Below are 17,739 nucleotides of genomic sequence, written 5' to 3' on the forward strand. Positions count from 1 at the left end.
AACGCTCGTCGGGAGAACTGACCAGAATCCTTGGAACACACAGAGTCTTTGTCCATGTGATCTTCCTCACCGTTGAGGGATTAGAACAAGTTATACGTACGGTGAGCCGCCTAGTCACTACGTACTGGCGAGTAACTTCTGGTCAAGTCGCCGCAGCGTCGCCGACCGTCCACCGTGGACGGTCGGCGTTGTCCCCCGCCGACAAGGGCGAGGGTCGTTCGTGTTGTCCGACTACGCCAGCGCGGCGCGGGTGAGGGTGGTGGCGGTGTGCACGATGCTGGCGATGGCCGCCTCGGGAGCCATGCCGTGCAAGTCGATCAGGGCGAACAGGGCCTCGGCCGCGACCACGACGGCGAGGTCGTTCTTGAGCTGGGCCAGCGCCCCGGGATCGCGGCCGCCGAGCGTGCCGGCCAGCGGCGCCAGCGCGTAGTCGATGAGCCCGAAGCGCATGCCGGGACGGGCGTGGGCCTGCTCGGGCCGGACGATGGTGGCGGCGATCATGGCGCGGACGACGCCCTGCCGGGCCAGCACGTGGCGGAGCAGGAACTCGGTGGCGGCGGCGACCCGCACGACGGGGTCGACGGAGTCGGCCACCGGGGCCAGCGCCTCCTCGGGACTGGGCAGCTGGCCGGCGATGGCCTCCCGGAGCAGGCTGGCGAGGTCGGGGAAGTAGCGGTAGGCGGTGGCCTCCGAGACCAGGGCGACCTTGGCGACCTCGGACATGCTCACCTCACGGCCGGTGCGGCTGAGCTCGGCCGCCGCCTGCACGATGGCGTTGCGGGTCCGGGTCTTCTGGTTGACCCGACCGCCCGTGGTCTGCGTCATCGAAACCTCCCGTCGGGAGTTTACCTCATTCATGAGAGCACACTTGCATCACTGTGTGAGACACGCCTAGCCTCGTGCGAGTCAGCTATCACGAAGGAGATGGTCAGGTGAACAAGGTCTCGATCACCGGTCCGGACGGCGGCGAGGTCATCGAGCTGGGGCCGGCCCGGATGCGGATCATGGAGGACGGCGGCGTCACCGAGCACCGGCTGGGCATCGGGGAGATCACCCTGGCCCCGCGCAGCAGCGGCCCGCCGCAGCACCGGCACGCCGAGCACGACGAGGGTTTCTACGTCGTCTCCGGCACGGCCAGGTTCACGGTCGGCGACACCGATCACGACGCACCGAAGGGCACCCTGGTGATGGTGCCGCCGGGTGTGCCGCACACGTTCGCCAACCCGGGCGACGAGCCCGTGGTCATGCTGAACACCTTCACGCCCGACCTGTACGTGCAGTACTTCCGCGACCTGCGCGACACGATCGCCGCCGGCGGCGCGCTGACGCCGGCCGCGACGGTCGAGGTGATGGGCCGCTACGCGACCACGCCGGCCACCGATTTCGCTTAGTCGACCAGGAGCCCTGGAGCACCGTCCAGGGCTCCTCGCCGAGTTCAGAGTTCCTGCCGGACGAACTCCTCGATCGCCGCCGCGGTCAGCGCGGCCGCCTCGATGTGCGGGAAGTGCCCCGCCCCCGGCGCCAGCACGAACCGTCCGCGCGGGAACGCCTCCGAGTAGGACCGTCCATAGTCGACGGTCGCGATGCCGTCCTGCTCGCCCCACACCACCAGCGCCGGCGCCTGCACCCGGCGCAGCCGGCGGCGCAGCTTCGGGTCGTACATGAACGGCTCGCCCGCGTACACGGCCAGCGCCTGCTGATTGGCCGCGCCGACCGCTCGCTGCTCGTCGGTCAGCGTCGCGGGATCGAGTCGCAGCGCCGGGTTCACGAAGGCGAGTTCGCCGAGCCGGACCGGGCTCAGTCCGCGGGTGTCGGTCAGTTCGCCGGCGGCCGGGTCGATGCCCACGGCGTTGAGCAGCACCAGGCCGCCGATCCGGCCCCGGGTGTCGCGGTGCGCCATCTCGGCCGCGACCCAGCCGCCGATGGAACTGCCGACCACCAGCACGCGGTCGAGTTCCAGCCGGTCGAGCAGGTCCAGGTAGGCCACGGCGAGGTCGGCCACGGTGTCGAACCACCCCGGCCGCGGCTGCCCGTCGAAGCCGGGATGGGTGGGCGTCAGCACGGTCGGATCGCCGGGCAGCACACCGGCCACGCCGGCGACCGACCGCGGTCCGGCGCCGCCGTGCAGCACCAGCGCGGTCTCCCCCGAACCCTGGCGCTGGTCGACGGCCACGACCAGGCCCTCGCCGAGGTCGAACAGCCGGGAGGTGACGGCGGGCATGGTCATGATCGGTTCTCCTTCGTAAGAGTCAACTCTCACGAGTCTAGGAACAATGGCTCTCTTTATGCAAGGACGCTCTCACGAGTGCCAGCGATGACGAGCGGGGGCGCTGAGGAGCAGAAGCAGCGCATGCCGGTAGTGGTGGCCCCGCGAAGGGCGCGGATCGCCGATTCGGACGTCGGTTGGCTGGTGGTGAGCCGGTCGGGTGATGATTTGCGGTGTGGAGATCGCGGCGGAGATAGTTGCCCTGGTGGTGGCGGTGCTGGCCGTCACCGCGCTGGCGCGGAGGCTGGACTGGTCGGCGCCGCTGTGCCTGATCGTGGTCGGCGTCGCCGCGTCGTTCGTGCCGGGCATCCCGGACTACCAGCTCGACCCCGAGGTGGTGCTGGTCGGCCTGCTGCCGCCGCTGCTGTACTCGACGGCGATCCAGACCTCACTGGTGGACTTCCGGCGGCTGCGAGGGCCGATCGCGGTGTTGTCGGTGGGCCTGGTGCTGTTCACGACGGCGGGCGTGGGCCTGGTGGCCTGGGCGGTGATCCCGGGCCTGCCGCTCGCGGCGGGTTTCGCGCTGGGGGCGATCGTGGCGCCGCCGGACGCGGTGGCGGCGACGGCGGTGGCCCGCAGGGTGGCGATGCCCCGCAAGATGGTGCGCCTGCTGGAGGGCGAGAGCCTGTTCAACGACGCGGCGGCGCTGGTCGCGCTGCGTACGAGCATCGCGGCGATGGCGGGGGCGATCTCGCTGTGGCAGGTGGGCCTGGACTTCGTGTGGGCGGCGGTGGGCGGCGCGGTGGCGGGCGTGGTGGTCGGCTACGTGGCCTCGTTCGTCCGGATCCGGCTGCTGCAGGAGCCGGTGGCGGACACGGCGCTGTCGTTCGCGGTGCCGTTCGTGGCCTACCTGCTCGGCGAGGTGGTGCACGGCTCGGGCGTGCTGGCGGTGGTGATCGCCGGCCTGTTGCTGGGCCACAAGTCGCCGCGCGTGCTGTCGGGGTCGGCCCGCACGGCCAGCCGGCACAACTGGCAGACGGTGCAGTACCTGCTGGAGAACGCCGTATTCCTGCTGATCGGCCTGCAGCTGCGGCGCATCCTCACCGAGGTCGGGCGCAGCGGCCTGTCGGAGGGCATGCTGGTGCTGATCTGCGCGGCCGTGTTGGCGGCGACGATCGTGACCCGGCTGCTGTGGCTGATCGGCGTCGCCGCCGAGAAGCGGATCACGGCGGCGATGGGCCTCAAGCGCCGCAAGGCCTGGCCGTGGCGTTACTCGGTGGTGATCGGCTGGGCCGGCATGCGCGGGGTGGTGACGCTGGCGGCCGCCTTCGTGCTCCCGCCGGAGACGCCGGAGCGGGTGGTGCTGGTGCTCGCCGCCTTCGTCGTAGTGGCCGGCACGCTGCTCGTCCAGGGCACGACGCTGCCGATGCTGGTGCGGCGAATGGGCCTGCCCGGACCGGATCCGGCGCAGGATGCCTTGCAGGAAGCGGCCTTGCTGCACGACATGGTCCGCGCCGCGCTGGCCCGGCTGGACGAGATCACCACCCCGGAGGATCCGCCGGAGGTCGTGGAACGGCTGCGGGACCGGCTGCAGGGCCGCACCGACGCGGCGTGGGAGCAGCTGGGCCGGCAGAGCGCGCTGGTCGAGACCCCGAGCGACGCCTACCGCCGGCTGCGGCTGGACCTGCTCAACGTGGAGCGCGAGCACTGCCTGAAGGCCCGGGACAACGGCATGGCCGACGACGTGGTGCTGCGCCGGGTGCTGGAGCGGCTCGACATCGAGGAGTCCATGCTGGACCGGGACGAGGAGGAGCCGCCGCAGGACGACCGCGAGCTCAGCGCCCCGGCGTCGATGGCGAACGCGTGCAAGCACCTCGCCCACGACTGGCGGGACGTCGAGCCGAGCAGCGAGGACAGCTGCGCCGCGTGCGTCGAGGAGGGCCTGACCTGGGTGCACCTGCGGATGTGCCTGAAGTGCGGCAACGTGGCCTGCTGCGACTCGTCGGTGGGCAAGCACGCCGACAAGCACTTCCGCGACACCCGCCACCCGGTGATGCGCAGCTACGAGCCGGGCGAGAGCTGGCGCTGGTGCTTCGTGGACAGGCAGCTGGGTTAGTCCACCGGAACCGTGGCGTCGACGCCCGTGCCGACAATCCACTCGGGACGGTCACACCGCCTCGCCGCCATGCCGGAACGGGCTGATGCCGCGCCGGGACGGCCCGGCCAGGAACTCCACCAGCTGCGCGACGGGACCGTCGGCCCAGGAATCGAGCTCGTGCCCGTCGCGTAACAGGTCGAACACGCGCCGCAGCGCGTGGTACTCCTGCGGCGGCATGCCGGATCGCTTCAACCCCACCGCGTTCAGCGCGCGGTGCGTCGCCGGGTTGCCGTCCACGCCGCAGAACGGCAGCACATCCCTTGTCACCTTGGACATCGCGCCGACCATCGCCTGCCGGCCGATCCGAACATGCTGCTGCACCAGGGACATTCCGCCGACGACCGCCCCGTCGCCGATCGTCACGTGGCCGCCGAGCGTGACCGCCTGCGACACGATCACGCCGTCGCCGAGCTGGCAGTCGTGCGCCACGTGCGCCTGCCCCATGACCAGGCAGCCGGCGCCGATCCTGGTCGGCGTCGACGTGGTCGACCGGTGCACGATCGCCGCCTCACGGATCACCGTGTCCGGCCCGATCTCCACCGCGGTGGGGCCGCCGGTGAAGGTCAGGTCCTGCGGATCCCCGCCCAGCACGGCATGCGAGTCGACGCGCACGCCGGCGGCGAGGCGCACGCAGCCGTGCACCACCGCGTACGGACCGATGACGACGTCGTCGGCCAGCTCGGCCTCGGGCGCGACGACGGCCGACGGATGAACATGCACCAACAACCCCACCCCCGGGGCCATCATTCCACGGTCAATCCCGCAGCAGTCCCGACATCACCATGGTGGCCAACGAGTCCGCGGTAGCGCTGAGTTCCCGGTCGCTCACCGGCGGCGCACCGAACCGCCGGGCCAGCGGCCCCTGCGTCAGCGTCGCGATCGGCCCGGTGACCAGGGAGTACAACTGGAACAGTGGCACGCGCCGCATCCGGCCCGCCGCAACGAGTTCCTCCACCGACGGCTCGCACAGCCGCAGGACCGGCGTGAGGAACCGCTCGTGCAGATAGTCCAGTCGGGCCGAATCCCGTGTCCCTTCGTACGCCATCAGCCGGCTCAGCTGCGGGCTGCGCACCGCCACCTGGTAGAACCGCCGCACGATCGAGGCCAGCCGCTCGGCCGGGTCGGCGAAGTCCTGCAGCAGCACGGGATCCAGCTGCCGGCGGGCGTCGGCCAGCGCGTAGTCCACCGCCGCCTCCCAGAACGCGCCCTTGGAGCCGTAGCGGTCGTTGACGAAGTTGTGGCTGACACCGAGCCGATTGCCCAGCTCCCGCACGGAAGTCGCCTCGTAGCCGAGTTCGGCGAACGCGTCGAGGCCGCGGCGCAGTATCTCCGCCTCCGCGGGCAGCAGCACCGCCCGCCGCCGCTGCTCGATGGACATCCGCGTTTCCTTCCGGTGGTGAGGCCACAGATGCAACCACACGAACCGGCCGGTGGGACGGGAAAAACCGTCGAAACCGTCGAAAGTGACGGGTGAACCGATCCACCGCGTTTCGTCCGGGACTCGAACAAACGCGGACGACGATGTCCATTCCGGACCCGCGGTCGGTGTGCCAGGCTGCCGGGATGCGTCCCAGCCTCTACGAACACGCCGGCGGGGAGGCGGCCTTCCTGGCGTTGGCCGCCGCGCATCACCGGCGCTGCCTCGACGATCCCGAGCTCAACCACCCGTTCTCGCACCCGGGCCAGCATCCGCAGCACGTCGCGCGACTCGCCGCGTACTGGGCGGAGGTGCTGGGCGGGCCGCCCACGTACTCCACGACCATGAGCGACCACTCGTCCGTGCTGCTGATGCACGCCCACAACGGCGGCGGGATGCACGACCTGGGCCGCCGGTTCGTGGACTGCTTCGTGGCGGCGATGGACGACGTGGGAATGCCCGATGACCCGGAGTTTCGCGCGGCGATGCGGGCGTACATGGAATGGGCGGTCAGCGATGTCCTGATCTACGCCCCGGTGGACAGCGCGGTGCCGAGCAACGCTCCCATGCCGCGGTGGACCTGGGCGGGCCTTTCGGCGGATTGACGGATCAGGAAACCGAACACGTCCGAAATACCCGACTTTCGGCCGTGTTCGGACACGTCCGGCTGCTCCTACCTTGGGCGCACACCATCCGCTTGTGGCGCGCGGGAACCCTGACATCTCGCCCGGCGCCACCGGTCCCCTGTGGAGGCGTGCCCCTTGAAGATCAGCAGGCTTTCCGCCATCGCGGCGATGGCGCTGACGCTGCTCGGTTTCGCGACCGTGCCGGCGGAGGCCGCCAGCTCGCCGAACATCGTCGGCGGCAGCACCGTCACCACCGCCCCGTCCTGGGCGGCCGCGGTCGGCGACAGCTCCGGCATGTGGTGTAGCGGCGAGCTCGTCGCCAGCCAGTGGGTGCTCACCGCGGCGCACTGCGAAGGCGCCACCCAGATCCGCGTCGGCTCGAAGAACCTGAACAGCGGCGGCACGCTGGCCAGGGTCTCGAAGTGGGTGCGCAACCCCAAGTACAACGGCAGCGGCTACGACTTCTCGCTGTACAAGCTGACCTCGGCGGTCAGCCAGACCCCGATCCAGATCGCCAGCAGCTCGCCGGCGGTGGGCACCAAGGTCACGCTGTACGGCTTCGGCCAGACGTGCGGCACGCGCGGCTGCGGCCCGATGAGCTCCACGCTCCGGCAGCTGTCGACCACCGTGTCCAGCGACAGCAACTGCGGCGGCATCACCGGCAGCGTCGAGCTGTGCTTCGCCACGACGGTGTCCGGCACCGACTGCTACGGCGACTCCGGCGGCCCCGCCGTGGTCAACGGCCAGCTGGTCGGCAGCGACAGCCGTGGCGCGGACGGCCCCGGCGCCGACACCTGCGGCCGGACCAAGTCCATCTACGGTGACGCCTCCGTGACGGCCATCTCCTCCTGGGTGAAGTCGACGATCGCCGCCGGATGACCCGCCACCGCTCGGAAGGGGGCATTCCTGGCGTCCAACGCCAGGAATGCCCCCTTCACCGCGTCAGGCGTTGTCCGCCACGGCCTCCAGCCGGGTCAGGCGGGCCTGCCACCACTGCTCGTCCCGCGGCGCCATGAAGTCCTCGCCCCGGCGCAGGCCCACGGCCCCGTCGATCAGTTCCCGCACGATGTCGGCATGCCCCAGGTGGCGCTGGGTTTCCGCGACGACGTGGGCCAGCACGCGGTGCAGGGTCGCCCGCTGCTCCGGCCACCACACGACCGTGCCGACGGCGTCCAGGTCCAGCTCCTCGATCGTGGCATCGGCGTGCCGGCACGCCTCCTGGTAGGCCCCGACGATGTAGTCGCGGGACTCGTCCGCCGTCGCCCACAGGTCGCTGTTGGGCTCCAGGTCCGGCCGCAGCCACGGAACCGGGTTCGTCGGGGGCCGGTCGAACACGATCCCGAAGTACAGGGACTCGACCGTGGTGAGGTGCTTGACAAGCCCCAGCAGGTTGGTCCCGGTGCGCGTGAGCGGCCGCCGGATGTCGCGTTCCCCCAGGTCATCGAGCTTCCACAGCATCGATGCGCGGGCGTCGCGCAGGTAGTGGCGCAGGTCTTCCTTCATGGCGGATCCTCTCCTCGAAACGCGTGCGAGGAGTAGGACCGGCCGGGTCCGGCAGAATCATCGGACGTGAGCGAAGTTCCTCTCCTGGACACAGATCTTGCTGCCGCGCGCGGCGGGGACGACGCCGCGTTCACGCGACTCGTGCAGCCGTTGCGCGGCGAGTTGCACGCGCACTGCTACCGGATGCTGGGCTCCACGCACGACGCCGACGACGCCCTGCAGGACGCGCTGCTGCGCGCGTGGCGAGGCCTGGGCGGCTTCGAGGGGCGCAGCTCGCTGCGCTCGTGGCTGTACACGGTCGCCACGCGCGCGTGCCTGGACATGGTGGACGGCCGCAGCCGCCGCGCGTTACCGATGGACTTCACCGGGGACGAGGCGTGGCTGGGGCCGTATCCGGACGCGCGATACGAGCAGCGCGAGGCCGTCGAGCTGGCGTTCGTCGCCGCTCTGCAGCATTTGCCCGGCAACCAGCGGGCGGCGCTGCTGCTGTTCGAGGTGCTGGGCTTCTCCGCCGCCGAGATCGCCGACGTGATGGCGACATCGACGGCGTCGGTGAACAGCGCCTTGCAACGGGCCCGCGCGATCGTGACCGACAAGATTCCGGCGGCGAGCCAACAGCAGACCTTACGGAAGCTCGGCGACGCCCGGGTGCGGGAAATCGTCGCCGAATACGCCGGCGCGCTGGAACGCGGTGACGCCGACGCGTTGCTGGCGCTAATGACCGAAGACGTCACCTGGTCGATGCCGCCCATGACGGAGTGGTACACGGGGCGGGAGTCCGTGATGGACTTCGCGGTGCGGGTGCCGCTCGGCTCCTGCGGCAGCTGGCGACATCGGAAAGTGACCGCGAACGGACAGCCCGCGGTGGCGTTCTATCTCCGGCACGACGGCGACGGCCCCCATCTGGCCTGGTCGATCACCGTGCTGACGCTGCGCGACGACAGGATCGCGGAGTTGACCTCGTTCCTCGGCGCGGAGCATTTCCCTTTGTTCGACCTGCCGAACGAGTTGAGCTGAGAACCACCGCCTGACGGTGTCCTTACAAGCGACTGATAGACATGACACTCCGAACGTGAGGGGGTTGTCCGGCGTGAACGAGGAAGCCACGCATCCCGACATCAATTGGCGTCGAGTCCGCCGGATCGGGTACGTGGTGGCAGCTGTCATCGTCGCGGTCCCGCTCATCGCGTTCGGCATCACCTACGCCGCGGTCGGCGCGCCCGATCCGAAGGCGGTCGCCGACCAGCAGCAGACCGTGACCCTGTTCTACGCCGACGGCTCCGTGATGACCACGATCGGCCCGAGCACCGGCGGCACCCGCACCGTGGTCCGGATCGAGCAGATCCCGCCGGTCGTGCGGCACGCCGTCGAGGCCGCCGAGGACGAGGGCTTCGAGACCAACATCGGGCAGGGCGGCATCAGCACCCAGTTCGTGCGGCTGGCCACCGGCGAGGATGCCCAGTCGCCGCCCCAGCAGTGGGTGCAGCTGGTGCGAGCGATCAAGCTGGGCCAGCAGCAGTCCAAGGACGACATCCTGGCCGGCTACCTGAACCTGGTGTACCTCGGCCGCGGCGCGTACGGCATCCAGGCCGCCGCGCAGGCGTACTTCGGCAAGGACGTGGGCCAGCTCGACGCGTCCGAGGCCGCGTTCCTGGCCGGCTGCATCGACCAGCCGGCGCGGGACGAGGACGACAAGTGGACCGAGCAGCAGTGGTCGCACGTGCTGGACCGGATGGTCGCCAACGGCTGGCTCGGCCAGGACGAGCGGGCCCGGTACCCCAGGCCGCCCAAGCCGATCCCGCCCACCAGCGGCTCGCTGCCGCCGGCGCGGACGTTCATCGTGCGGCAGGTGCTGGCCGAGGCCAAGGAGCAGGGCTTCGACGAGGACGCCCTGCGGCACAGCGGGGCGCAGGTGCACACCACCATCGACCCCAAGGCCCAGGCCATGGCCGAGGTGGCAGCGCAGTCGTTGAAGTCGGCCGACCCCGACGTCGGCGCCGCGCTCGTGTCGATCGACCCCGGGACCGGGGCGATCGTGTCCTGGTTCGGCGGCGACAACCCCGAGCAGGCCATGCCCGACACCGCCGACACGGCCGCCCAGCCCGGCCCCACCTTCCAGCCGCTGGTGCTGATGGCCGCCGTGCGGGCCAACCCCCAGATCAACCTGTCCACCCAGTACAACGGCACCAGCCCGGTGGTGGTCGGCGGCGTCCAGGTGAAGAACTTCGGCGGCGCCGACTGCGGCCCGCAGTGCGCCGTCGCCGACGCCATGAAGAACAACACCAACACGGTCTTCTACAAGATGACCGACGACATCGGCCCGTCCCAGGTGCGCAACGCCGCCTTCACGGCCGGGATCGCCCCCACCCAGATCATCGGCGGCAAGTCCGGTCCCGCCCTCGTCTCCAGCGACGGCAAGCAGACCGCCGACATCATCGGCTCGGGCGGCTACCCCGTCCGTCCCCGGGACATGGCGCAGGCCTACGCCACCTTCGCCGCCGGCGGCAAGTACACACCCGCACACTTCATCACCAGCATCATCGGCACCGGCGGCAATGCCGTCTACGACGTCAAGGCCAACCCGAAGAGCGTGCCCACGCAGGTCTTCGAGCCGGCCCAGGCCCAGCTCGTCACCCAGTCCCTGCTCAGCGGGCCCGGCCTGGAGGGCGGCCGCCAGGTGGCGTCCAAGGCCGGCGCCACCGAGTTCCTCGACTCCCCCGACAACTCCGACGCGTGGGCCGTCGGCTACACCCCCCAGGTGGTCACCGCCGTCTGGGTCGGCCACCGCAAGGACCTCGCGCCGATGAAGGAGGGCGTGGACGTCCCCACCGGCATCTGGCAGCGCTACATGAACGCCTACCTGCGGGACAAGCCGGCCTCCCAGTTCTAGCGCCACCAGGGCCGGTGCCGCTGGGCCGCCACCACCCCGGCCGGCTCCACCAGCTCCATCAGCCTCGGGGTCACGTGCTTGAGGTGCTCACCCACCCAGAGCGCGGTCGACAGGTCGGGCACGGTCGTCCCGTTGGGCAGGACGGGCTCGCGCAGCTGGGGCGGCGCGAGCATGGGGACGCCGCTGTGGTCGGCGCGGTCCAGACGGGACGCCAGGTGGTCGAACCAGGCGGCGACCTGGCCGGCGTGGTCGCCGAGTTGCTGGCGCAGCGGGTCGGGTTCGCCGGGAGCGGCCGGCAGCCCGGCCAGGGAGTGCGCGGTGAGCCGGGCCCGCAGGGCGCCGGCGACGAGCCGCCACAGGTACTCCTTGGGCACCCGCTTGGTGCCCTGCTCGGCGAGGAAGCTGCGCAGGGCCTCGTCGAGCCGGATGCCGGCGGCGATGGCCGCGGACGCGGCCGGGGCGTCGGCCCGCAGGCCGAGCGCCCAATGGGCGGCGTCGGAGAGGTAGAGGCCGCCGGTGCGGAAGGCGTCGGCGAGGTCGTCGGCGACGAGCGAGCCGGCCCCGCGCGGCCAGAACAGCACGCCGACAACGAAGCTCACGGCACAGCCGATCGCGACGTCCTCGATCCGCACCACGCCGATCTCCCAACCGGCCGGCACCAGCAGGTTGAACAGGATGCACACGACCAGCGTGAACGCGGCCTGGCCGGCGGCGAACGGCAGCACGGCCGGGGCGTACGCGGCGATGAGCACGGACAGCGGCAGCGCCGTCCACAACGCGGCGGTGCTGGAGCCGATGGCGATCAGCAGCGCGGCGCCGATGACAAAGCCGACGACGGTGCCAAGCAGCGCCCGCAGCACCGTCGAGCCGGTGGACGCGGCGCTGGTGCGCAGCACCGACAGCGTGCCGAGCACCACCCAGAAGCCGTGCTCCACGCCCGTCAGATCGGCGACGGCGACGGCGGCCGCCAGCGCGATCGCGCCCCGCGCGCTGTTCAGGAACCACACGGACCGCGGGTTGGCGTGCCGTGACACGGCGTTCGCGACCGTCGTCAGGCCGGCGAGGCGGCTCTCGCTGAGGGTGGGATCCGTGCCGTACCAACGCCTGCGGCCGTTGGACACGATCGCCGGGTCGGCGCGGTGCGAGGCGATGAGGGCGTCCGCCAGCGCCGTGTGCGCGGCGACGGCCGCCGTGCGCGCGTGGAACGACAGGTGCACGGCCGCTCCGAATTCCGCGCTGTCGCTGCGCAGTCGGCGCAGGTGCTCCACGCTGTCGGCGAGGCTGCGCTCCAGACAGTCCAGCTCCGGCTTGGTCGGCTCCCCTTCCAGCAGCGCGGCGACGTCCCGCAGCACCGTGGCGGTGTCCGCGAGCAGGCGGCGCTCGACCTCGTCGATGTGCGTGAGGTCGTCGTACTCGCTGAGGCTGTCGCAGATCACCGAAGTGCACCACTCCAGCAGCCCCACCAGGCTGTCCAGGGCCTGGTCGGCCGCGGCGAGACCGGTCGGCCGGTACGGCGTCGAGGTGAAGGTGCTCAGCAGGTTGTGCTTGCAGTCCAGCGAGCGCTGCCGGTACTTCGGGTCCCGGTCGCCGCGCAGCGCCGCCCCGAGCTGGTCCGCCAGCGCCCGGGCGTTCCTGGCCACGGCCAGCCGCAGCTCCGCCCCCGGCGGCTTCGGCGACAGCAGCAGCACCGCCACCGTGCCGACGATCGACGCCAGCCACCAGCCCGCCAGCCGGGCCGGCACCATGTCCATCGCCCCCGGCGAGGCCGCCGGCAGCACGTACGCCAGCAGCGCCGCCGTGCTCCCCGACGCCGCGTTCGGACCGCCGACGCCCGCGAACAACACCACGAACACCACCGGCAGCGTCACCACCGTCGCCAGCACCACCGAGGTGTTCACCGCCGTGCCGATCACGATCAGCACACTGCCGGCCAGCGCCAGCCCCAGATGCGCCACGACCTTGTCCCGTGCCCGGCCGCCGAACGCCGCCAGCACCAGCGTCGCGAACCCGCCGAACGCCGCGAACGTGGCCACCTGGAGGTCGCCGAGCACCCCGTAGCAGAACGCGAACAAGCCCGGCACCACCAGCGTCGCGCGCACCGCGCGCAGCGCCGCCGGCGTCGACCACAGCCGCTGCAAGCTGGTCATTCGCCGAGCATATTTCCCGTCCCGGCCGAAGCACACGGTTCATCGCGCCCGGAACGGGCGTCCGTTCAGTCCAACCGGAACGGGCCGTCGGCGGACAGGCTGTCGGCATCCTCGGCCGGCAACGGCGGCAGGGGGCCGGTCGGGGTGCCGCGGAGCAGGTCGGCGAGCAGCACGAGGTAACGCCGCCAGCCGGCGCGGTCGTCGAACGGGATGGTGGCGGCGACCATGGCCAACAGCCGGGGCAGGTCGGCGGCGGCAAGGTCTGGGCGCACGCTGCCTTGTTCCTGTGCACGGGCGAGCAGGGCGCCGAGCCGATGGAAGAATGTCCGGGTGAGGTTGTCGGCGGCGGTGAGCCGCCGGGTGGTGATGACGACGCGCAGGTGCTGAGCGCGGATTTCCAGCGCGGCCTCGAAGCAGCGGAGCAGACCGCGCAATGCGTCGGGGTCGGCGTCCGCCTCGTCGAGGAGGGGAGCCACGTGTTCGTGATAACGCTCGCGGACCACGGCGGCGATCAGGTCGTCCTTGCTGGGGTAGTGCCGGTACAGGGTGGCGGGGCCGACGCCGGCGCGGCGGGCGATCTCCTCCAGCGGGACGTCGTGCCGGCCGGCGGCGAACACGTCCTCGGCGACGGCCAGGATGCGCTCGGCGTTGCGCCGGGCGTCCGTGCGGGGAGCCCGCTGACCTGCGGAGTTCCGTGACACCGGCACGCGGCGATGCTAGCACTGATAGCGCGCTCTCACTTTTGCTAGGCTTTTCTGAGAGTTCACTACCGCTTCTGGGGGCGCCCCGATGACCACTCCCCTCGAGATGGCCCGCGACCGCTTCGACCCCTCGCCCGCCCTGCGCGAGGTGGCGGCCCGCCCCGGCCTGCCCCGCATCACCTCGCTGTTCGGCCCGGCCCGGCTGGCCGTCCGGCACGAGGACGTGCGGACCGTCTACGGCAACTCCGTCGAGTTCAGCAACGGGATCCAGTCGCGGTTGCAGGGGACCGAGGACGTCGGCTTCATCCTCGGCTACGACCCGCCCGCGCACACCCGCCTGCGGCGGATGCTCACCCCCGAGTTCACGCTGCGCCGGATGCGGGCCATGCGCCCTCGCGTCGTCGAGATCGTGGACTCGGCGTTGTCGGCGATGGCCGCCGCCGGTCCTGGCGTGGACCTCGTCGCCGAGTTCGCGCTGCCCGTGCCGTCCCTGGTGATCTGCGAGCTGCTCGGCGTGCCGTACGAGGATCGGGCCACCTTCCAGCGCCTCACCAGCCGGCAGCTGGACTTCGCCGTGCCGCTGGCCGAACGCACCCAGGCCGGCGAGGAGATGGGGCAGTACCTGGCCGGGCTGGTCGAGCGGCACATGCGGGCGCCGGGCGAGGACGTGATCGGCACCCTGATCACCCTGCACGGCGACGACCTGTCGTTCGCGGAGCTGGTCGGCCTGGCCAACATGCTGCTGATCGCCGGCCACGAGACCACGTCGAACATGCTCGGCCTCGGTTCGCTGCTGCTGCTGGAGAATCCCGCGCAGCTGGCCCTGCTGCGGGACGACCCGGACGTGGTCGAGGGCGGCATCGAGGAACTGCTCCGCTACCTGTCGGTCGTCCACTTCGGCGTCCCGCGCGAAGTCGTCACCGACCTCACCGTCGGCGGCACCGCCCTCACCGCCGGCGAGCTCGTCCTGTGCTCGATCATCCTCGCCAACCGCGACCCCGCCCTCGTCCCCGACGCCGACCGCTTCGATGTCACCCGCAAACCCATGCCCCACCTCGCTTTCGGGCACGGCATCCACCACTGCGTCGGCGCTCCGCTGGCCCGCCTGGAGATGTCCGTCGCCTTCCCCGCGCTGCTCCGGAGGTTCCCCGGCCTGCGCCTCGCGGTGCCGTCCGCGGAGATCGAGTTCCGCACCACCAGCCCCGTCTACGGCGTCCAGGCCCTGCCCGTGGCCTGGTGAGGCTCGTCCTCGAGCCGGTCCGGTCCTCCCCGCCGGACACGGCCATCAGGCCGGCAAGCCTGCGTAGTGCCCTCCGGTGAAACCGGTCTGACACCGCCGCGGAACCGCCGGCCGGAACCGTGCGGGGCATGACAACCACCGGCAACGCATTCGTGCACCACGACGAGCGCTCGGGCACCTGGACCGTGTCCGGGCACCCGGAGATCCTGGCGGCGCTGAGCGATCCGGCGACCTTCTCGTCCAACGTGCCGCGACTCGTCGGCGGCGACGCCGGCGACGACGACGGCAACCTGGTCCAGATGGATCCGCCCGGCCACCGCAAGCTGCGCACCCTGGTCAGCCACGCGTTCACGCCGAAGGTGGTAGCGGGGCTGGAGCCGCGCATCGCCGCCCTGACCACCGAGCTGCTCGACGACATGGACGGCGACGTGGAGCTGGTGTCGCAGCTGGCCCACCCGCTGCCGGTGATCGTGATCGCCGAGCTGCTGGGCGTGCCGGCGAGCGACCGGGCCCTGTTCCGGAAGTGGGCGGACGTCCTGATCGCCGGCGACGCCGAGTTCACGGCCAAGGACGAGGACGGCGCGCAGAAGCAGCGCTTCGAGAAGCTGGCCAGGGACGTCCAGCCGATGGTCGAGTACCTCATCCGGCACGCCCACGAACGCCGGGCCGAGCCGCGCCATGACCTGCTGACCGCGCTGGTCCAGGCCGAAGTGGACGGGGAGCGCCTGACCGACGGCCAGCTGGTCAACTTCGCGACGTTGCTGCTGTTCGCCGGCCACATCACCACGACCCTGCTGCTGGGTAACACCGTGCTGTGCCTGGACGAGCACCCCGAGCAGGCCGCGAGGATCCGGGCCGACCGGTCGCTGCTGCCGGGTGCCATCGAAGAGTCGCTGCGGCTGCGGAGCCCGTTCACCGTGCTGGCGCGGGTCACCAACACCGAGGTCGAGCTGGGCGGACAGGTCATCCCGGCGGACCAGATGGTGCTGCTGCGGGTGCGCACGGCCAACCTGGACCCGCGGGTGTTCGCCCGTCCGGACGAGTTCGACCCGGCTCGCGACCCCAATCCGCACCTGTCGTTCGGCCGTGGCATCCACTTCTGCCTGGGCGCGCCGCTGGCCCGGCTGGAGGGCCGGATCGCCCTGAACCTGCTGCTCGACCGCTTCCCCGTGCTGCGCACCGACCCGGCCGACCCGCCGGTGCCGCTGCCGTCGCCGAACATGACCGGCGTGGCCTCGCTGCCGTTGCGAACGGCCTATTGAAACAAGATGTAAACGTTTGTAGCCTCCGTCACATGGACCGGGTGAGTCGTCGTCGCATCGTCACGCTGGGGGCCGCGGGCGCGGCCGGGATGGCCCTGCCGCTGGCCGGCACCGCCGCCGCGGAGCCGGCCAAGCCGGCCGGAAAACTGTTCGACGTCACGGAGTTCGGCGCCCGTGGCGACGGCGTCACGATCGACACCGCGGCGATCAACCGCGCCGTCGACGCGGCGGCGGCGCACGGCGGCACGGTGTTCTTCCCGGCCGGCACGTACGCCAGCTACTCCGTGCACCTCAAGAGCAACGTCGCCCTGTACCTGGGGCACAACGCGACGCTGCTGGCGGCCGCGCCGGCCGGCGGCAAGGGCTACGACCCCGCCGAGCAGCCCGGCGCCGGCAACAACTACCAGGACTTCGGGCACAGCCACTGGCACAACAGCCTGATCTGGGGCGAGAACCTGGTCAACGTGACCATCGGCGGACCGGGCACCATCGACGGCAAGGGCCTGGTCAGCGGCGGCAGCCAGGAGTCCCAGCCGCTGCAGGGCAACAAGGCGATCGCGCTGAAGCTGTGCCGCAACGTGGTGATCAGGGACGTCACCATGGTCAACGGCGGGCACTTCTGCGTCCTGCCGACCGGTGTCGACAACTTCCGCATCGACAACGTCGTGATCGACACCAACCGGGACGGCATCGACATCGACTGCTGCAGAGGCGTCCGCATCTCCAACACCACCGTCAACTCGCCCGCCGACGACGCGATCGTGCTCAAGAGCTCGTACGCGCTGGGCTACGTGCGGGACACCGAGAACGTCACCATCGACAACTGCTTCGTCAGCGGCTACGACCTGGGCACGCTGGTCGACGGCACGTACAAGACGGCCAACTTCGGCCGCACCGGCCGGATCAAGTGCGGCACCGAGTCCAACGGCGGCTTCAAGAACATCGCCATCTCCAACGTCGTCTTCGAGCACTGCCGGGGGCTGGCGTTCGAGACCGTGGACGGCGGGGCGCTGGAGGACATCACCGTCAGCAACATCACCATGCGCGACGTGCAGATGCCGATCTTCTTCCGGCTCGGCTCGCGGATGCGCGGCCCGGCCGGCATTCCCGTCGGCACGCTGCGGCGGGTCAGCATCGCCAACCTGATCGCGCACAACTCCGACCCCCGCTACCCGTCCGCGATCGCCGGCATCCCCGGGCACCGCATCGAGGACGTGCGGATCAGCAACGTGCGGCACCATATGGTCGGCGGCCTGACCATGGACGGCATCCCGGCCAACCCGCCAGAGGCGGAGAACGCCTACCCCGAGCCGACCATGTTCGGCCCGCTGCCGGCGTACGGGTTCTTCATCCGGCACGTCGACGGCGTCACCCTGGACAACGTCGAAGTCCGCTACGAGCAGCAGGACCTGCGGCCCGCGTTCGCCCTTCGGGACGTCGTCGACGCCGACTTCCACCACGTGAAGGCGGACAAGGCCACCGGCGCGCCGACATTCGTGCTCGACGACGTGACCGACTTCCGGGTCACGACCAGCCGCCCGGTGGCGGACACGCAACTGGACCAGGCCGGTCACTCAGAGCTCTGACAG

At 71.1% G+C, this 17,739-nt stretch carries 16 protein-coding genes; 9 read left to right on the top strand and 7 right to left on the bottom strand.

The genetic code is table 11. The annotated features are described in order from the left end of the window. Positions 1–231: 231 nt before the first annotated feature. Positions 232–825: a TetR/AcrR family transcriptional regulator gene (locus BJ998_RS01655; RefSeq protein WP_184857830.1), complete on the bottom strand. Its 594-nt coding sequence runs from the start codon at positions 823–825 to the stop codon at positions 232–234. Between the two features lie 107 nt (positions 826–932). Between BJ998_RS01655 and BJ998_RS01660 the strand changes: the two genes are divergently transcribed. Continuing rightward, positions 933–1,391: a cupin domain-containing protein gene (locus BJ998_RS01660; protein WP_184857832.1), complete on the top strand. Its 459-nt coding sequence runs from the start codon at positions 933–935 to the stop codon at positions 1,389–1,391. A 44-nt stretch (positions 1,392–1,435) separates the two neighbouring features. Here BJ998_RS01660 and BJ998_RS01665 read toward each other — a convergent pair whose 3' ends face one another. Beyond that, entirely contained in the window at positions 1,436–2,227 is a 792-nt protein-coding gene (locus tag BJ998_RS01665; protein WP_184857834.1) for an alpha/beta fold hydrolase, read from the bottom strand. 202 nt (positions 2,228–2,429) lie between these two features. On the opposite strand from BJ998_RS01665, the gene BJ998_RS01670 reads away from it, so the two are divergent. Beyond that, positions 2,430–4,322 (top strand): Na+/H+ antiporter, encoded by a 1,893-nt coding sequence (locus tag BJ998_RS01670; RefSeq protein WP_184868348.1) that lies wholly within the window; start codon positions 2,430–2,432, stop codon positions 4,320–4,322. A 51-nt stretch (positions 4,323–4,373) separates the two neighbouring features. Here BJ998_RS01670 and lpxA read toward each other — a convergent pair whose 3' ends face one another. Both lpxA and BJ998_RS01680 read right to left on the bottom strand, forming a co-directional pair. Further along, a complete protein-coding gene (gene lpxA / locus BJ998_RS01675; RefSeq protein ID WP_312890534.1) occupies positions 4,374–5,084 on the bottom strand; it encodes an acyl-ACP--UDP-N-acetylglucosamine O-acyltransferase in 711 nt (236 codons plus the stop codon). 34 nt (positions 5,085–5,118) lie between these two features. After that, positions 5,119–5,742 carry a TetR/AcrR family transcriptional regulator gene (locus BJ998_RS01680; protein WP_221337839.1) on the bottom strand — a complete coding sequence of 208 codons (624 nt, stop codon included), beginning with the start codon at positions 5,740–5,742 and terminating at the stop codon, positions 5,119–5,121. A 185-nt stretch (positions 5,743–5,927) separates the two neighbouring features. Here BJ998_RS01680 and BJ998_RS01685 point away from each other — a divergent pair, with 185 nt between their 5' ends. Next, the gene (locus BJ998_RS01685) at positions 5,928–6,386 is read left to right on the top strand and encodes a globin domain-containing protein (protein ID WP_184857837.1); all 459 of its coding nucleotides are present in this window, start codon (positions 5,928–5,930) and stop codon (positions 6,384–6,386) included. A 156-nt stretch (positions 6,387–6,542) separates the two neighbouring features. Continuing rightward, positions 6,543–7,286, top strand: coding sequence for a S1 family peptidase (locus tag BJ998_RS01690; RefSeq protein ID WP_184857839.1), 744 nt, complete (start codon positions 6,543–6,545; stop codon positions 7,284–7,286). A 63-nt stretch (positions 7,287–7,349) separates the two neighbouring features. Here the strand turns inward: BJ998_RS01690 and BJ998_RS01695 are convergent, their stop codons facing one another. After that, complete coding sequence (locus tag BJ998_RS01695) at positions 7,350–7,910, bottom strand: DinB family protein (protein ID WP_184857841.1); 561 nt, start codon at positions 7,908–7,910, stop codon at positions 7,350–7,352. Positions 7,911–7,976: 66 nt separating this feature from the next. Between BJ998_RS01695 and BJ998_RS01700 the strand changes: the two genes are divergently transcribed. Further along, positions 7,977–8,927 (top strand): sigma-70 family RNA polymerase sigma factor, encoded by a 951-nt coding sequence (locus BJ998_RS01700; protein ID WP_184857843.1) that lies wholly within the window; start codon positions 7,977–7,979, stop codon positions 8,925–8,927. A 55-nt stretch (positions 8,928–8,982) separates the two neighbouring features. Continuing rightward, positions 8,983–10,800: a transglycosylase domain-containing protein gene (locus BJ998_RS01705; RefSeq protein ID WP_184857845.1), complete on the top strand. Its 1,818-nt coding sequence runs from the start codon at positions 8,983–8,985 to the stop codon at positions 10,798–10,800. On the opposite strand, the gene BJ998_RS01710 is transcribed toward BJ998_RS01705, so the two are convergent. Both BJ998_RS01710 and BJ998_RS01715 read right to left on the bottom strand, forming a co-directional pair. Beyond that, entirely contained in the window at positions 10,797–12,947 is a 2,151-nt protein-coding gene (locus BJ998_RS01710; RefSeq protein ID WP_184857847.1) for an FUSC family protein, read from the bottom strand. The genes BJ998_RS01705 and BJ998_RS01710 overlap by 4 nt on opposite strands. Positions 12,948–13,012: 65 nt before the next feature. Then, positions 13,013–13,654: a TetR/AcrR family transcriptional regulator gene (locus tag BJ998_RS01715; RefSeq protein WP_184857848.1), complete on the bottom strand. Its 642-nt coding sequence runs from the start codon at positions 13,652–13,654 to the stop codon at positions 13,013–13,015. 82 nt (positions 13,655–13,736) lie between these two features. Here BJ998_RS01715 and BJ998_RS01720 point away from each other — a divergent pair, with 82 nt between their 5' ends. From BJ998_RS01720 to BJ998_RS01730, 3 genes are all read left to right on the top strand, one after another. After that, positions 13,737–14,888 carry a cytochrome P450 gene (locus BJ998_RS01720; RefSeq protein ID WP_184857850.1) on the top strand — a complete coding sequence of 384 codons (1,152 nt, stop codon included), beginning with the start codon at positions 13,737–13,739 and terminating at the stop codon, positions 14,886–14,888. Positions 14,889–15,016: 128 nt separating this feature from the next. Continuing rightward, positions 15,017–16,150, top strand: a complete 1,134-nt coding sequence (locus BJ998_RS01725) for a cytochrome P450 (RefSeq protein ID WP_184857852.1) — start codon at positions 15,017–15,019, stop codon at positions 16,148–16,150. Positions 16,151–16,182: 32 nt separating this feature from the next. Beyond that, positions 16,183–17,736, top strand: coding sequence for a rhamnogalacturonidase (locus BJ998_RS01730; RefSeq protein ID WP_184857854.1), 1,554 nt, complete (start codon positions 16,183–16,185; stop codon positions 17,734–17,736). The last annotated feature ends 3 nt before the right edge of the window (positions 17,737–17,739 follow it).

Origin of the sequence: Kutzneria kofuensis, assembly GCF_014203355.1 — a bacterium.
GTDB classification, from domain to species: Bacteria; Actinomycetota; Actinomycetes; order Mycobacteriales; family Pseudonocardiaceae; genus Kutzneria; species Kutzneria kofuensis.

Bases quoted from the DNA above. Each gene is read 5' to 3' on its own strand.
- BJ998_RS01695 (WP_184857841.1), bottom strand. From the start codon at position 7,910: ATGAAGGAAGACCTGCGCCACTACCTGCGCGACGCCCGCGCATCGATG.
- BJ998_RS01670 (WP_184868348.1), top strand. From the start codon at position 2,430: ATGATTTGCGGTGTGGAGATCGCGGCGGAGATAGTTGCCCTGGTGGTG.
- BJ998_RS01665 (WP_184857834.1), bottom strand. From the start codon at position 2,227: ATGACCATGCCCGCCGTCACCTCCCGGCTGTTCGACCTCGGCGAGGGC.
- BJ998_RS01680 (WP_221337839.1), bottom strand. From the start codon at position 5,742: ATGTCCATCGAGCAGCGGCGGCGGGCGGTGCTGCTGCCCGCGGAGGCG.
- BJ998_RS01655 (WP_184857830.1), bottom strand. From the start codon at position 825: ATGACGCAGACCACGGGCGGTCGGGTCAACCAGAAGACCCGGACCCGC.
- BJ998_RS01720 (WP_184857850.1), top strand. From the start codon at position 13,737: ATGACCACTCCCCTCGAGATGGCCCGCGACCGCTTCGACCCCTCGCCC.
- BJ998_RS01730 (WP_184857854.1), top strand. From the start codon at position 16,183: ATGGACCGGGTGAGTCGTCGTCGCATCGTCACGCTGGGGGCCGCGGGC.
- BJ998_RS01685 (WP_184857837.1), top strand. From the start codon at position 5,928: ATGCGTCCCAGCCTCTACGAACACGCCGGCGGGGAGGCGGCCTTCCTG.
- BJ998_RS01710 (WP_184857847.1), bottom strand. From the start codon at position 12,947: ATGACCAGCTTGCAGCGGCTGTGGTCGACGCCGGCGGCGCTGCGCGCG.
- BJ998_RS01725 (WP_184857852.1), top strand. From the start codon at position 15,017: ATGACAACCACCGGCAACGCATTCGTGCACCACGACGAGCGCTCGGGC.